General features: G+C 59.2%; 13 protein-coding genes. 11 read left to right on the top strand and 2 right to left on the bottom strand.

The genetic code is table 11. The features are described 5' to 3' along the window. Positions 1–6: 6 nt before the first annotated feature. Both WCS52_09655 and WCS52_09650 read left to right on the top strand, forming a co-directional pair. Complete coding sequence (locus tag WCS52_09655; protein ID MEI6167447.1) at positions 7–1,326, top strand: OFA family MFS transporter; 1,320 nt, start codon at positions 7–9, stop codon at positions 1,324–1,326. Continuing rightward, positions 1,320–2,864 carry a methylenetetrahydrofolate reductase C-terminal domain-containing protein gene (locus tag WCS52_09650; GenBank protein MEI6167446.1) on the top strand — a complete coding sequence of 515 codons (1,545 nt, stop codon included), beginning with the start codon at positions 1,320–1,322 and terminating at the stop codon, positions 2,862–2,864. Before WCS52_09655 ends, WCS52_09650 begins: the two co-directional genes overlap by 7 nt. On the opposite strand, the gene WCS52_09645 is transcribed toward WCS52_09650, so the two are convergent. After that, on the bottom strand, positions 2,853–3,494 hold the full coding sequence (locus WCS52_09645) for an HAD-IA family hydrolase (protein MEI6167445.1): 642 nt from the start codon (positions 3,492–3,494) through the stop codon (positions 2,853–2,855). The genes WCS52_09650 and WCS52_09645 overlap by 12 nt on opposite strands. Positions 3,495–3,607: 113 nt before the next feature. Beyond that, positions 3,608–4,471, bottom strand: coding sequence for an AraC family transcriptional regulator (locus tag WCS52_09640; GenBank protein MEI6167444.1), 864 nt, complete (start codon positions 4,469–4,471; stop codon positions 3,608–3,610). A gap of 71 nt (positions 4,472–4,542) precedes the next feature. Here WCS52_09640 and WCS52_09635 point away from each other — a divergent pair, with 71 nt between their 5' ends. From WCS52_09635 to WCS52_09595, 9 genes are all read left to right on the top strand, one after another. Then, positions 4,543–5,643, top strand: coding sequence for a Gfo/Idh/MocA family oxidoreductase (locus WCS52_09635; GenBank protein MEI6167443.1), 1,101 nt, complete (start codon positions 4,543–4,545; stop codon positions 5,641–5,643). 26 nt (positions 5,644–5,669) lie between these two features. Further along, a complete protein-coding gene (locus WCS52_09630; GenBank protein MEI6167442.1) occupies positions 5,670–6,329 on the top strand; it encodes a ThuA domain-containing protein in 660 nt (219 codons plus the stop codon). A 57-nt stretch (positions 6,330–6,386) separates the two neighbouring features. Further along, the gene (locus WCS52_09625) at positions 6,387–7,664 is read left to right on the top strand and encodes an FHA domain-containing protein (protein ID MEI6167441.1); all 1,278 of its coding nucleotides are present in this window, start codon (positions 6,387–6,389) and stop codon (positions 7,662–7,664) included. Between the two features lie 29 nt (positions 7,665–7,693). Continuing rightward, positions 7,694–8,503, top strand: a complete 810-nt coding sequence (locus WCS52_09620) for a glycosyltransferase family 2 protein (GenBank protein ID MEI6167440.1) — start codon at positions 7,694–7,696, stop codon at positions 8,501–8,503. Then, positions 8,500–9,912, top strand: a complete 1,413-nt coding sequence (locus tag WCS52_09615) for a TolC family protein (protein MEI6167439.1) — start codon at positions 8,500–8,502, stop codon at positions 9,910–9,912. Before WCS52_09620 ends, WCS52_09615 begins: the two co-directional genes overlap by 4 nt. Next, the gene (locus WCS52_09610) at positions 9,909–11,117 is read left to right on the top strand and encodes an efflux RND transporter periplasmic adaptor subunit (GenBank protein ID MEI6167438.1); all 1,209 of its coding nucleotides are present in this window, start codon (positions 9,909–9,911) and stop codon (positions 11,115–11,117) included. The genes WCS52_09615 and WCS52_09610 overlap by 4 nt, the downstream gene beginning before the upstream one ends. Next, on the top strand, positions 11,114–11,815 hold the full coding sequence (locus WCS52_09605; GenBank protein MEI6167437.1) for an ABC transporter ATP-binding protein: 702 nt from the start codon (positions 11,114–11,116) through the stop codon (positions 11,813–11,815). The genes WCS52_09610 and WCS52_09605 overlap by 4 nt, the downstream gene beginning before the upstream one ends. A gap of 4 nt (positions 11,816–11,819) precedes the next feature. After that, positions 11,820–13,025 (top strand): ABC transporter permease, encoded by a 1,206-nt coding sequence (locus WCS52_09600; protein MEI6167436.1) that lies wholly within the window; start codon positions 11,820–11,822, stop codon positions 13,023–13,025. A gap of 87 nt (positions 13,026–13,112) precedes the next feature. After that, complete coding sequence (locus WCS52_09595; protein ID MEI6167435.1) at positions 13,113–13,994, top strand: hypothetical protein; 882 nt, start codon at positions 13,113–13,115, stop codon at positions 13,992–13,994. The last annotated feature ends 21 nt before the right edge of the window (positions 13,995–14,015 follow it).

Raw genomic sequence — 14,015 nt, 5'->3', positions numbered from 1 at the left:
AGGAGGATGTCACTCGACACCAAACGCTGGCGGATCGCCACTTCCGGGACCTGTCTCCAGATTTGCCTGGGGTCGGTGTATGCCTGGAGTTATTTCCAGATCCCCTTGATGGCCCGGTATCATTGGAGCCATACCCAGGTGGCCTGGGTCTTCAGCCTCGCGATTTGTTTCCTGGGCCTGGCGGCCGCCTGGGGCGGAATGAATCTGGCCAAGTGGGGCCCCCGTCGATTGGCCATCCTGGGCGGACTGCTGTTCGGGATCGGCACCCTGACGGCGGCCCTGGCGTTACACCTTGAGTCACTCGCCCTTCTCTATCTGGGCTACGGGGTGATAGGCGGCACCGGACTGGGCCTCGGCTATGTCACCCCCGTGGCGACAGTGGCCAAGTGGTTCCCCGACAAAAAAGGGTTGGTCACCGGCATGGTGATCATGGGCTTCGGACTGGGTGCCATGGTGATGAGCAAAGGACTGGCCCCAACCCTGATGGCGGCCACGGGTGAAAATCCCGTGTATGTATTTGCCTTGCTTGGCATTTTCTTTCTGATCACGGCCACCGCCTGCGGTGCCGTTCTCGAGAATCCTCCGGCCGGGTATCACCCGGCCGGATATACGGCCCCCATCAGTGCCATCAGCCCAGTAGGTCAGGACTCTGTCCCTCTCAGCGCCTATTTGCTTTCCCGGCGATTCCTGACCATGTGGGGGGTCTTTTTCTGCAACATTGTGGCCGGCATCTCCATCATCGGATTTCAGTCCCCCCTGTTACAGGACCTGCTTAGTAAAAAGGACCCGTCCCTGACCCAGGCCGCCCTGGTATCGGCGGGCGCCACCCTGATCGCAGTCAGTTCCCTCTTTAACGGGATAGGCCGTTTATTGTGGGGCTGGCTCTCGGACCGCATCGGGCGCATTGAGGTGTTCCGCCTGATGCTGGCCACCCAGGGCGTGGCCTTCCTGGTGTTGTCCAGGGCCGATACCCCCTGGCTGTTTGCCGCACTGGTGTGTTATGTCCTGCTCTGTTATGGCGGCGGCTTCGGGGCCATGCCGGCATTTGTGCTGGACGTGTTCGGGGGAATGCGCATGCCGCTGGTGTATGGCACCATTCTCACCGCCTGGTCGGCGGCGGGGATGGTGGGTCCGCAGATCGTGGCCTGGCTGAAGGATCACTATGCCCAACAAGCGGGTCCGGTGTCATTTCTCGTGGGCGCAGGCTTTCTGATTCTGGGTCTGGCCCTGTCATCGGGATTGACCGATCAGCCGTTCGCCCTGCGGGTCCCTGCGGCCCGGAAAGGGGCCCTGCTTAAGAAGGTAGTGGGGGTGAAATCATGCTAAGGGAGGCCTTATTAAAGGGTGAATTCGTCGTCACCTGTGAATTTGTTCCCGGCCGGGGCAAGGAAGGGGCCAGTCTGGACGCGGCGCTACTTTTTGCACGGGAGGCCGCCGGCTCACTCCCTAAAATCCATGCCGTCAGCCTGACTGATAACCCGGGCGGAAACACCGCCATGATTCCGGATGCCCTCGCTCCTGACATTCTCAAAACGGGCTTGGACGTACTGATCCATTTCTCGTGCCGCGACATGAACCGGAATGCCATGGAATCACGCCTGATGGCCCTGGCCCGGGCGGGCGCCAATAACCTCCTGGTCATTTCAGGCGATTACCCGTCGGGCGGTTTTGAGGGAAATGCGGCCAGCGTGTTCGATCTCGATTCGGTTCAAGCCATTAAATATATCCACACGCTGAATGCGGGCCTTGAAGTTCCCGGCGCCAAAAAAGGGACCATCTCCAAAATTCCGCCAACCCATTTCCTGACCGCGGCCGCCGTGTCGCCGTTCAAGGCGACCGAAGCGGAACTGCTCACCCAGTTTTTCAAACTCGACAAGAAAATCGCGGCGGGGGCCGACTACATCATCCCGCAACTCGGCTATGACATGCGCAAGTTTCTTGAAATCAAACGGTATCTGCGGAGTCGGGGATTGAACACCCCCGTTCTTGGAAATGTCTATGTCCTGAGTCTGGGCGCCGCCAAAACCATGAACGCCGGACTGGTGCCGGGCTGCGTGGTCACCGACGAACTCCTGCGCGTGATCGAGGAGGAATCCAGGGATCCCGACAAGGGAAAATCCAAACGTCTCGAGCGGGCGGCCAAGATGGTGGCCATGTTCAAGGGCATGGGCTTCAATGGCGTTCATATCGGCGGGTTCGCCCTGAAACCGGAGGACTTCAAATTCATCGTCTCCCGCGCCACTGAACTGGAAGCCCGATGGACGGACTATATTCCCGAGGTGTCATTCGGCCGGGTGGGTGAATACTATGCCTTTCCCCCGCCTGTCAGTTACGCCTCCCCCGGCCCTGATGAGGATGTGATCAACCGAATTGAAAAGGGGCAACGCATCTGGAGCTATGAACTCTCCAAACTCTTTCATCGGCTCGTCTTCGAGCGGAGCAGCCTCCTCGCCCGCCTGTTAACCCGTTACTACCAATGGATCGGCGATACCTCCGCCCTCGCCCGCCTCTCGCACGCCAACGAACTCGCCACCAAGATGCTGTTGTACGGGTGTCAGGACTGCGGCGACTGCGCTCTGGCCGATATGGCCTTCTGCTGTCCCAAGGGTCAATGCGCCAAGCAGCAACGCAATGGTCCCTGTGGCGGGAGCGCCAAAGGCATGTGCGAGGCTTATCCGGACCAACGCCCGTGTGTCTGGACGCGGGTTTATGACCGCAAGAAAAGCGATGGACAGCTGGAGGAGATGAGGACAACCTACATTCCCCCGCAAAAATCACAACTGGCACACAGCTCCGGCTGGTCGAATTACTTTCTCAACCGGGATCATTCCGCCAAACCCGGAAAGCGTGGTTTATCTTCCTAAATCTTCCAGCGTGATGGCGCTCACGGAGGAGCGGACAAGGTCCGCCTGACCCAGCAGGTTGGCGGGAAAGGTGGAGGCCACCGCCACACACCGCATCCCCGCCGCTTTCGCGGCGGCAATCCCGTTAACGGCGTCCTCGACCACCGTACACTGCGCCGGGCTCACCCCGAGGCGGCTGGCCGCCATCAGGAAAATGGCCGGATCGGGTTTACGACGCTCCACATCCTCCGCCGTCACAATGGCCGGCCACATGGCAGGGGGCAATCCGATCTTATTCAAGTTAGCCTCGATTTTGATGCGATCGGCACTGGAGGCCACTGCGCAGAGCCACCCCGCCTCACGGCATTTCCCGACCAGTTCAACCGCGCCAGGAAAAGCCTCCAGCCGCACCGGCACCATCTCCAAATAGAGTTCATACGTGCGCGCCTTGGCCTCGACGAGGTCAAGCGCCACCCCGTATTTCTCCGCCACGCCCCCCAGATAGCGGTTCTCTCCCGTGCCGACAAACGGATGAAAATCCTCAGGCTGGACCGTGACGCCCCGTTCCCGGAACATCGCCATGGCCGCCTCACAGATCAACGGCTCGGAATCCGTCAGCACACCGTCCATGTCAAAAATGATTGCTCGCATATAAACCGCTTTCGATTGAATCGTTATAAGCCTATTCATACATGAAAGGGTAGTCGCACCACAAGACCGGACAATAACCCCTTGTCACGACGGCTCGGCAGGGACGCCTCGCCCTACCTAATGGGGACATTAAACGAGAGCGGCGTCTGGTGGCTCTGCCGGTATTCAAGGGCCGTTACCCCCATCTCTAGCCGGAAGCGCCGTGAAAAATAGAGCGGGTCGCTGAACCCCAGAATCCCGGCAATTTCGCCCGCCTTCAGTCGCGTTTCCACCAGAAGCCGACAGGCCTCCTCCATTCTTAAGCGCATCACATAACGGGCAGGCGGCTCCCCCACCCCCCCGGCCCATCTCCGGCGGAAAGTGGACGCCGACAGCCCATGCAGGCGGGCCAGCGCATTAAAATCATGATCCTCGAGAAACCGGGCTTTAACCGTGTCGCGAATTTCAAAAATGGCCCGTTCTTCCGGGGAGATGGACCTCCGGGTTTCACCCAGAATGCTTTCCAACAGCATGAATTCACACAAGCGGTCAATGCGGTCAGCAAAGCCATCGTCCTGCCCGCTGTCATCCACCTGCTTCAATTCCCGGATCAGGGCGCGCGTGGGCCCTGTATCCTTAATGTTCCAGGCAGGGACGTCGCGCCGGATCAGCCCCATCTGTTCCAGGGCAGGAATCCGGTCCGGGTGGTAGATAAGGAATAACTCTTCCCATTCTGCCCAATCCCCGCTAGGACCATACTCCATCATCATCCCGGGCGCCTGTGTGATCACGCAGGGCGCCTGCACCGGCCAACATACCCCCTCGCGCCAATACTCTCCTCCTCCACTGAGGATGAATGAGAAGTTGAAGGTAGTGAACCGGCGCCGGATCCACTCCTTTTTGTGCGGGACATACCCGATATTATCCACGGATACCCCTGAGGGGAACCGGCGGGGGAGATGCCCCACATGCATTAAGTGTTTGAAAAAATAGTCCATAACAAAGATCATAATGTGCATTGTTATTATGTCAACGTATGAGTAGTTTGACAAAAAAAGGGAGACTCAGCGTGACTCAAACCAACATTGGCGTTATCGGGTGCGGCAATATCAGCGGGGCCTATTTTAAAGCCGGACTAACCTTCAAGAATCTTAAAATTGCGGCGTGCGCGGATTTGGACCCGGCGCGGGCGAAAGCCAAGGCGGAGGAATTTCATATTGCCAAGGGCTGCACGGTCAAGGAATTGCTGGCGGATCCGGAGATCGACATTGTGGTCAACCTGACCATTCCCAAGGCCCACGCGGAAGTGGCGCTGGCCGCTCTCGCCGCCGGGAAGCATGTCTATGGCGAAAAACCGCTGGCCGTCTCCCGCCGGGATGGACAAAAGATTCTGGCAATGGCCAAAGCCAAAAAACTCCGCGTCGGCTCCGCGCCCGATACCTTTTTCGGTGGCGGCATCCAGACCTGCCGGAAGTTGATTGATGATGGCTGGATCGGCACCCCCGTGGCCGCCTCGGCCTTCATGATGTGTGCCGGTCATGAGAGCTGGCACCCGCAACCGGAATTCTATTACGACCTGGGCGGCGGACCGATGCTGGACATGGGCCCCTACTACCTGACGGCACTCATCAACCTCCTGGGCCCCATCACCCGCGTGAGCGGCTCGGCCCGCACCACGCATGCCGAACGCATGATTACCAGTCAACCTCAATACGGCAAGATCATGAAGGTCAAGGCACTGACCCACTACGCCACGGTGCTGGATTTCGCCCAGGGCGCGATCGGGTCCATGATCATGTCATTCGACTGCAAGGCCGCGCAAGTGCCGCGCATCGAGATTTATGGGACCGAAGGCACCCTGAGCGTCCCGGATCCGAATACCTTCGGCGGGCCTGTCCGCATCGGCGGCAAAGGCAAGGAGTGGCAGGAGGTCCCCCTGACGCATGGCTATACGGAGAACAGTCGCAGCATCGGGGTGGCCGATATGGCCAATGCCATCCGGTCCGGGCGTCCCCACCGCGCGAGTGGTGAACTGGCCTTCCATGTCCTTGACGCCATGGAGGCGGCCGCCGACGCCTCGGCGAAAGGCAAAGCCATCACGCTCACCAGCACCTGTCAACGTCCTGCGGCTCTCCCGATGGGACTGTTGCCCGGAATGCTTGACGCTTAATGTCACAACACGAAAGAATAAAATTAATGAAAAAAGCACTTATGGTTTGGGGCGGCTGGGATGGACACACCCCCAAGGCGTCCGTAGATGTATTTGCCCCTCTTCTGGCGGCACGCGGGTTCGAGGTAACAGTGGCAGATAATATGGCCGGTTACGCGGACAAAGACCTGATGGCGGCCCAGGACTTGATTGTCCCGTGCTGGACCATGGGAAAGATTGAAAAGGCTCAGGCGGAAGGCCTCTTGGCCGCGGTACGGGCCGGGGCGGGAATTGCCGGCTGGCATGGCGGCATCATCGACTCATTCCGGGAGCACACGGAGTACCAGTGGATGACCGGAGGACAGTGGGTGGCGCATCCCGGCAACTGCATTCCCTCCTGCAAAATCGAGATTATGGACCCTCAGCATCCCATTGTGAAGGGCTTAACGCATTTCGCCATTCCCAACACTGAACAGTATTTCATTCACGTGGATCCCAGTGTTCATGTCCTGTGTCGCACGGTCTTCAGCGGCGAGTATGGCGAGCCTGATCTTTACAAGGCGGGCACCGTCATGCCCTATGCCTACACCAAGACCTGGGGCAAAGGCCGCGTGTTTGTGGCCTGCTGGGGTCACACCAATAAAGACTTTGAGGTTCCCGAAGCCCGCGAAATTGTCCTGCGCGGCATGCTCTGGGCCGCACGATAGTCCCGATAAAAAAAGCTCCAACCTTGCCGGTCCGTCGTGTATGCTGTATTTCAAATCATGATTTACAGACTAATCATACTTAGCGGGGATCGGCGAGGTGAGCAAATTACGCTCACCCGTGAGCCCATGATTATCGGCCGGGCGGCCACCTGTGAAATCCGGCTGAGTGACCCGGAAATCGCGTTGTCGCATGCTGAAATCGCACACCCCGACGATGGCATTTTTATCCGCGATCTCGGGTCCATGAACCGGCTCCTGATCAATAACCGGGAGGTCCATGAGGCCCACCTGAAACACGGGGACGTCGTGGAAGTCGGACATACCCGCTTTTTGATTCAGGCTTATGTCCAGGCCGAGGTTGAGCGGGAGAGTGAGGCGGAGGATCAGGAGGAGAAGGCGAATCGCCGCAAACCGTGGATTTTCGGTGGCGGCATGATCCTGTTGGTGGGCTTTCTGCTCATCTTTATTCCCCGCTGCGAGCACCACATCCTCGCCCCCAGGGTTCCCCCGGTAAAGCCTGCACCAGTTCAACGGCCTCAGCCGACCGCCCTGCCGGAAGTCAAACCGCCCACCCCTGCCGTGAGCAACGCTCTCCCTCCCCCTGAAACGGTCAAAAAACAGCCCGTCGAGACCCCTCGCCCTGCCGAACCCCGGGCGGCGATGACGGTTAAGGAGCCGCCTCCGGCTGAGCCGGTGGTGATCAAGCCTGTGATCACGCCCCCTCCGGAACCCACCCCGGAGAAAGCACCTCCCCGGGAAAAGGCTAACCCGGCGAGTGCGGTCATCGCGGCTTCCGAAAAGGAACTTGAAGACGCAACAAGGGTTCTGAGTGGAATCGGAACGACCCGTACGACGAACGCCATACTGACTCCCGTGCCTATATCCCCCCCCGCCACCAACCTGATCAAAATCGCGAGTGTTGAGATCAATAAGTTTCCGGAGACCGATCAGTTCAGGGAAATGAGGCTGCTCACGATCCGGCTGATCGCCACGGAATTACAGAAGGAACTGTCCCCCGAAGCCGTAAAGGTGGAGGTGATCTTCGTAAATCAGGACACGCATTCCGGGCAGCTCATCCCGGCCTCTCCCCAGGGGACACCGGCGAACGTGTCCGTGCAGGGAAAATGGCTCGCCACCGAACAAAAAACGGCGGTGGCTTCTTATGTGGTACTTGCCACCCAGCCCCCTACCGTGCGCACGTCCCGCTATTACGGATTTCATATCAGCGTCTATTATCAGGGAATCCTTCAAGCTGAACTCAGCCAGCCCAGGGATCTGCCTGCCACATTCGATTCCCCCGCCCCAGAGGGGGGCAGCCCACCACCGGCGCCCTGACAGCCGGACACCCTGTCGGATAGATCATTATGCGAGAGAAAATTTCAGCGTGTGTTTTAGCATTCAATGAAGAAAAGAAAATCGGACAGTGCCTCAACAGCCTGACCTGGTGCGATGAACTGATTGTACTCGACAGCTTCAGCACGGATCGCACCGTGGAAATCTGTCGCCAGTATACTGATAAGGTGTATCAGCGACAATGGCTGGGCTACGTGGGCCAGCGCAATACGGTCCGAAGTTTTGCGCAACATCCCTGGATCCTGTTTATGGACTCCGATGAGGAAATGTCCCCCGCTCTGCGTGACGAAATCCTCGTGGCGCTGGACTCTGAAAACACCCGGATCATCGGTTACGAATTTCCCCGCCAGGTGTTCTATCTGGGCCGTTGGATCCGCCATGGCGAATGGTATCCTGACGTCAAACTGCGCCTTTTCAAAAAAGACTACGGACGGACCGAGGGCCAGGAGCCCCATGACAAAGTCGTCGTGCGCGGCCCCGTCAGGCGCTTGAAGAACCCTATCTGGCACTACACCTATGATGATCTCGCCGACCACATCCATACGCTCAACCGGTTTTCAACCATCACGGCCCAACAGCGCTTTGTGCAAGGCCGCCGGTTCCATTGGATCGAAATGATCATCCACCCCCTGGCCCGTTTTTTCAAGGGCTACTTCCTTAAACAGGGATTCCGGGATGGGAAACATGGCCTGACGATTGCCCTCATGTCTTCCTACGGCGCCTTCCTCAAGTACGCCAAACAATGGGAACTCACCCTGAAGCACACGCAGTACTACCGGGAAATGCCCGACCGCACGACCATGAAGGATGGAATTCAGTGAGACCGAAGTGCCGGTTGATTCACGTGTTGGCGTGGTTGAGCCTTCCCCTGATATCCCGTGCCGCCGAACCGCTGGCACTGGATGAGGCGATCCAAACGGCCCTGCACCATAATGCCCGGCTGGCCTACGGCAGTCTGGCCGTAGACCGGCAGCGCATGGGAGTCACCTCAGCCCGGCAGGAATTCGACCCGGAACTTTCCCCGAACGGGACCCTGAACAACACCGAGGGTAACTCAGACTGGCGTTCAGGCATCAGGGCACATAAGAAATTCCTGTGGGGCACCGAAATCGGCCTGGGCGCAGAAACCACCCACTATCCCACGGTCGTGGATGAGGCGTGGCGCTCAGCCATCAAACTGGACGTCAGGCAGCCGTTGTTCAGGGATTTTGGGCGACTGGTAAACGAAGAAGGAATCACGGCCGCCAGTGAACGGCTCCGCGCCGAGGAACGCCGCTGGGAACTGCAAAAAGCAGACATCATTGTGGACGTGGTGCGTTCATTCGAAACCATTATCCGCCTCCAGAAACAAATTGACTGCGACAAGGCCATTCTCGAACGGACCGATAAACTGCGTGAGTTGACCCGCATCCGCGAGCGGCAGGGGCGTGCCTCACACGTGGATACGCTGCGAATCGAGTTACTCTATGGACAGGCCCAATCCCGGCAGGAGGCCCACCGGGAAGAGCTCTTTTCCGCCACTCGTGAACTCGCCGAACTACTCGGCTTTCCGCCTGAAAAACCCATCACCCTGGCGCCAGCCCCCCTGCTCGACCTGGATGTCCCCCCCATGGAAATCGCCATCCAGACCTCGTTCAGCAACCGCCTCGATTTCGCTCAATCCATTGACGATTACCGGAGCCTGCAACGCCAGGTTAAACTGGCCAGACACAAACTCGAACCTGCCCTCTACATGGTGGCTGAAAGCCAGCAATATGGGCAGGATACCGATTTTTCAGACTCACTCACCCTCGATAAGAACCTCTGGACCGTGGGACTGGCCGGCCAGATGGATTTGCTGCAACACCGCGATAAAACGGCAGTGTCCACATCCGAATTGGACGTCGAGGCGGGTTGGGCCGCCGTTCATATCAAGATGAGAACCCTGGCACGTGAAATCCAGCAGGCTGTTTCAGCCTACCGGCAAGTCCGTGCTGAATTCGCCATTGCGGGCCGGAATTACGAAGCGGCCCAGGCCCGGACTGAACTTGCCGGCCGGCTGTTCGCCATGGGGCGGGGCGACAACTTTGCCGTCTCTGATGCCGAAACCGCCTTTATTGACGCCGAGTCGTCCCTCCTTTCAACCCGGGCCCGGATCTGCATGACCGGGTACAACCTTCTACGTCTGATGGGCACTCTCACGGATGCCCCCCCCTCCCTTAAACCCCGCTTCACGGATCTCCCCTTATGAAAACACTCATCCTGTTATGGTGCGCAGTCATCCTCGCCGGCGGTTGCGGAAACCCGACCGCCACCGAATCGGTTACCCGGGACGAACCCCTGGTGATTCACGGCCCGCTCACCGTATGGACTCCCTGCGATGGCACCCTCGAAGCCCGGCACGTGGAAACTATCCTCTCGCGATTTCAAGGACGCGCCACCCTCATCGAATTAGTTCCGGAAGGGGCGCAAGTTAAGCGGGGCGACCTTCTTGTGCGCATGGATGGGTCCCAGTTGGAAACGGATCTCGTTAAACTGAAAAGCGAATCTGCCCGGGCTGAGGCTGAATTAGATGCCCTGGAACAGGCGACGATCCCCTTGGAAATGCAGGATTTCGATATTCAACTGAATGACATCCAATACCAGTACGCCACGGAAAAACAGATCCTCGCCGACACCCGCGAGTTGGTTGATCGCAACCTGGTTTCACGCCGGGAGATTGATCAGCAGGAATCCAAACTGGCCGGACTGGAGGCCAAAACGGCCCAAATCAAACAGCACCGGACACTTGCTACCGCCCACCTGCACCCGGCCAAACTCACCCAAGCCCGGGCGGCGGTAGAGGCGGCGCGCCAGCAAATGGCACTGGCGCAACAACAATTCACCAACTGCGTGATCACCGCCCCTTCAGACGGGTTGGCCGTCTACCTCCCCCTGCATATCGGTACTGAATTCAGGTCGGTCCGGATTGGCGACACCCTCTACCCCAACCAGCCGTTCCTCTGCATTCCGGATATGAATGAATTCATTGTCCCCTGTTTCATCCCCGAATCGGATCTGGCACGTGTCCAGACTGGCCAACCCGCCCTTGTCACGCCACTGGCATATCCTGACCTCCATCTGGCCGCAACAGTGGAGAGCATCGGCCTCATGGCGCAAGCTCAACCCGGCTACCCGGCCTGGCAGAAATACTTCCGGATGGTGGTCCGCATCGATCAATTGGACGAGCGGCTGCGGCCCGGTATGTCGCTGCATGTTGAAGTGCGATCCTATACCCGGGCCGATGCCACCTTGATCCCGCGAGCGGCCGTCCAGTGGGATCAGGGCAAGGCCTCATGCCGGGTACGCACCTTCAAGGGAAGTGAACCCCGCTTTCTGAAAATAGGGTGGAGTGATGCCCGGCATCACGAAGTCATTGAAGGCGTCACCCCCGGCGATCGGCTCATCCTGCCATGACCCCATCCCGCCCACTCCCCATTCTCACCCTGACGGATGTATCCAAGTCCTTCGCGACGCCTCATGGCTCCACCCGGGTGCTCCAGTCTGTCACCCTCGCGATCTATCCAGGCGAGTTTGTCGCCCTTACCGGCCCCTCCGGTTCCGGGAAAACGACCTTCCTGAACCTGGCCGCCCTTCTGGATCGTCCGACTTCCGGCACCATCCTGTTTGGGGGACAGGAGGTGTCGGCGCTGGATGAACCCGGGATGAACCGGTTACGCAAACACCGGATTGGAATGGTGTTTCAACGGTTCTGCCTCCTAAGCCACCGGACGGTGCTGGAAAATGTCCTTTTCCGATTCCGCTACCTCGATGTCCCGCGGGCCCGGGCGGTAAGCCTCGCGCGACAGGCCCTTGAGGAAATGAACCTCACCCCGCATGCCGACCAGCCGGCGCGGCTTCTTTCGGGCGGGGAAATGCAACGCACGGCGATCGCCCGCGCCGTGGCCGAACCACCCGACCTGCTCCTCGTCGACGAGCCCACCGGGAACCTTGACCGGGATTCCGCGGAAGGCGTGATGACCTGTTTCCAGAAGCTGAACCGGCGTGGAATCACCATCCTTCTGGCCACCCATAACCCAGCCCTTTTAAAATACTGTAACCGGAGTCTCGTCTGCCGGGACGGAACGGTTATTGAAACGCCATTGACGGAGTAACCTCATGCGCTGGATGGCTCTCATACATGACATTGGCGAAGGCACCCGCGCCCAACCGGCACGCGCGGGACTCTCGTTTGCCAGCCTCTCCATCGGCATGGCGGCTCTGGTATCCCTGCTGGCCATTCTGGGCGGGGTCCATCAAAAAACACACCTGATGATCAGGGAACTGGGTGTTAACGTGTTCGGGCTCGTCCAACCCCCGGAGACGTCACACCCGATGGAACGCTCCCTGCTTTCCCGCCTACACTCCGAGTGTCTCGCCGTCAATCTGCCGGAAGCCATCGTCACAGGATTGCGACTTGAGGATGCCACGGCGGCGGGACTTCCCCCGGGTGCGGTCCTCGCGGCAACGGACGAGACACTCTTTCAAGTCCGCCCCTGGCGCATCGTTCAGGGCCGCCCCTTTGACACCACGGACATCCGGGACCGGTCCCGGTGCGCCATCGCTAGCACCGCCTTGGCCCAGGCGATGACCCTCGCAGTCGGCGGTACGGTGCGCCTCCGGAACGTCCCTTTCCGTGTGATCGGGATTGCGGAAATCGACACCGGCACACTCGAAGCCAGCGATACCCAACGCGCCGTGACGCCCGGGAACCGCCTGCTGTTGGTCCCATGGAGCGTGCCCGCCTGCTGGTCCACTGCACCGGTGCCCGCCGCCACCCGGCTGGACTCCATCTTCATCAAGGGATCGGTCCCCGCTCATTTCGATGCCCTGATCCGGCGGACGGAAACGTTGATGCTTCAGCCGGACCAGACCGTGGAAGGGCTTTCATGGGTCACCCCACAAACCCTGGTCCATCGCCTCATCCGTTACCAACGGCTGATCATGTTGGCAGGCGGAACGATTGTTTGCCTCTGCCTGATTCTGGGAGGCCTGACCCTGACCAGTCTGCTCCTGACAGGGGTCCAAACCCGCGTTCCTGAGATCGGCTTGCGCCGCGCGCTGGGCGCCTCCCCATCCGATATTGGCATCTTGTTCATGTGCGAAGCCTTGTTAATCACCCTGGCCGCCACCCTGGCCGGCACGGGGGGCGCCTGGATCCTCCTGAAGCTCACCCTGGCCTGGAGCCCCCTCCCCATCCACCTCGGTTCTGCCGTTCTCGCCATTCCTCTCCTGTCGGGCTTGTTTCTTGGCGTCGTATTCAGCTACTGGCCCGCCCGTGCCGCCGCCCGGATTTCCCCCTCCGAGGCGTTGAGGAATGAGTAAGGCCCCGGAATTTATCTTCTTGCCGCCCCCCTTGAATCAGCTTACCTTTTTCGGTGGATCTATTTTATTGTACGAAGGAAGTCTGTCATGAAGTGGAAATACTCACGTTTAATGCAATTATCTTTGGTTGTCCTGTTCGGAGCCCTAGCGGCGCGTCCGGTTTCAGCGGAAGCCCTCCAGATCGAACATTCCCCCATCACCCTGGCGGTAAAGGGGCAGGAGGTCCTTTTCCGGGCACTGGTGAAATCAGGGGACCAACCTGTGAAAACGGTCACCCTGTACTATGCCGTCTCACGTGATGCCGCCCCTTATAAAGTCGCCATGCAACACTCGGGAGCAGGCTGGTTCACGGGGACCTTGTCTGCGGACATAACCACCGGGCTTAACCAGATCCTTTACTATATCGAAGCACGGAATGCCGCAGATGCCACCGTGGAAACCCCCTGGTACACTATCGCGGTGAAAAACACCGGGTCCCCAGCGGCAACCTCGCCAGCACCGGAAGCGAAAGGCCATTCATGGACCAAACCCGCCCTGATTGCCGGCGGAGTCGTTCTGGCCGGCGGGGCAGTCCTCGCGTTGGCGGGCGGCGGTGGGGGGGGCGGTGGAGGCAGCAGTTCTTCTGATGGCACCACCACGAATGCCGCCGGCACCTACAATGGAAACGTCACCCTCTGCGTCCAGCCGCCAGGCAGCAGCTCCAGTTGCTCTGCGCATAGCATGTCGATCTCGATCGATGCAAATAACCTGGTCAGTAGCGATACCCTGTCTGAAGGCCACCATCTCGAAGGCAGGCTTTCAGGAGCCAACTTCCTTCTGGTCACCTCCGTAACGGAAACCAACGGGACGGGCGAAATTCAATATCTGGGCACAGTGATCAATAACCGTATCGCAGGCTCCATTCAGGGAACCCTGACCACTCCCACAGGAACCGGCACCTATTCGGGAAATTTTAGTGCCATTAAGTAAAGCCACTCTGCGCGCTCCCCC

The sequence above is a fragment of the bacterium genome, from assembly GCA_037128595.1.
Lineage (GTDB): Bacteria > Verrucomicrobiota > Kiritimatiellia > CAIKKV01 > CAITUY01 > JAABPW01.
This window is presented reverse-complemented; position numbering and strand designations above follow the sequence as displayed.

What these genes read in the sequence shown, in the direction of transcription:
- WCS52_09655 (MEI6167447.1), top strand. Translation starts at nt 7, where the DNA reads ATGTCACTCGACACCAAACGCTGGCGGATCGCCACTTCCGGGACCTGT.
- WCS52_09650 (MEI6167446.1), top strand. Translation starts at nt 1,320, where the DNA reads ATGCTAAGGGAGGCCTTATTAAAGGGTGAATTCGTCGTCACCTGTGAA.
- WCS52_09645 (MEI6167445.1), bottom strand. Translation starts at nt 3,494, where the DNA reads ATGCGAGCAATCATTTTTGACATGGACGGTGTGCTGACGGATTCCGAG.
- WCS52_09640 (MEI6167444.1), bottom strand. Translation starts at nt 4,471, where the DNA reads ATGGACTATTTTTTCAAACACTTAATGCATGTGGGGCATCTCCCCCGC.
- WCS52_09630 (MEI6167442.1), top strand. Translation starts at nt 5,670, where the DNA reads ATGAAAAAAGCACTTATGGTTTGGGGCGGCTGGGATGGACACACCCCC.
- WCS52_09625 (MEI6167441.1), top strand. Translation starts at nt 6,387, where the DNA reads ATGATTTACAGACTAATCATACTTAGCGGGGATCGGCGAGGTGAGCAA.
- WCS52_09620 (MEI6167440.1), top strand. Translation starts at nt 7,694, where the DNA reads ATGCGAGAGAAAATTTCAGCGTGTGTTTTAGCATTCAATGAAGAAAAG.
- WCS52_09610 (MEI6167438.1), top strand. Translation starts at nt 9,909, where the DNA reads ATGAAAACACTCATCCTGTTATGGTGCGCAGTCATCCTCGCCGGCGGT.
- WCS52_09605 (MEI6167437.1), top strand. Translation starts at nt 11,114, where the DNA reads ATGACCCCATCCCGCCCACTCCCCATTCTCACCCTGACGGATGTATCC.
- WCS52_09600 (MEI6167436.1), top strand. Translation starts at nt 11,820, where the DNA reads ATGCGCTGGATGGCTCTCATACATGACATTGGCGAAGGCACCCGCGCC.
- WCS52_09595 (MEI6167435.1), top strand. Translation starts at nt 13,113, where the DNA reads ATGAAGTGGAAATACTCACGTTTAATGCAATTATCTTTGGTTGTCCTG.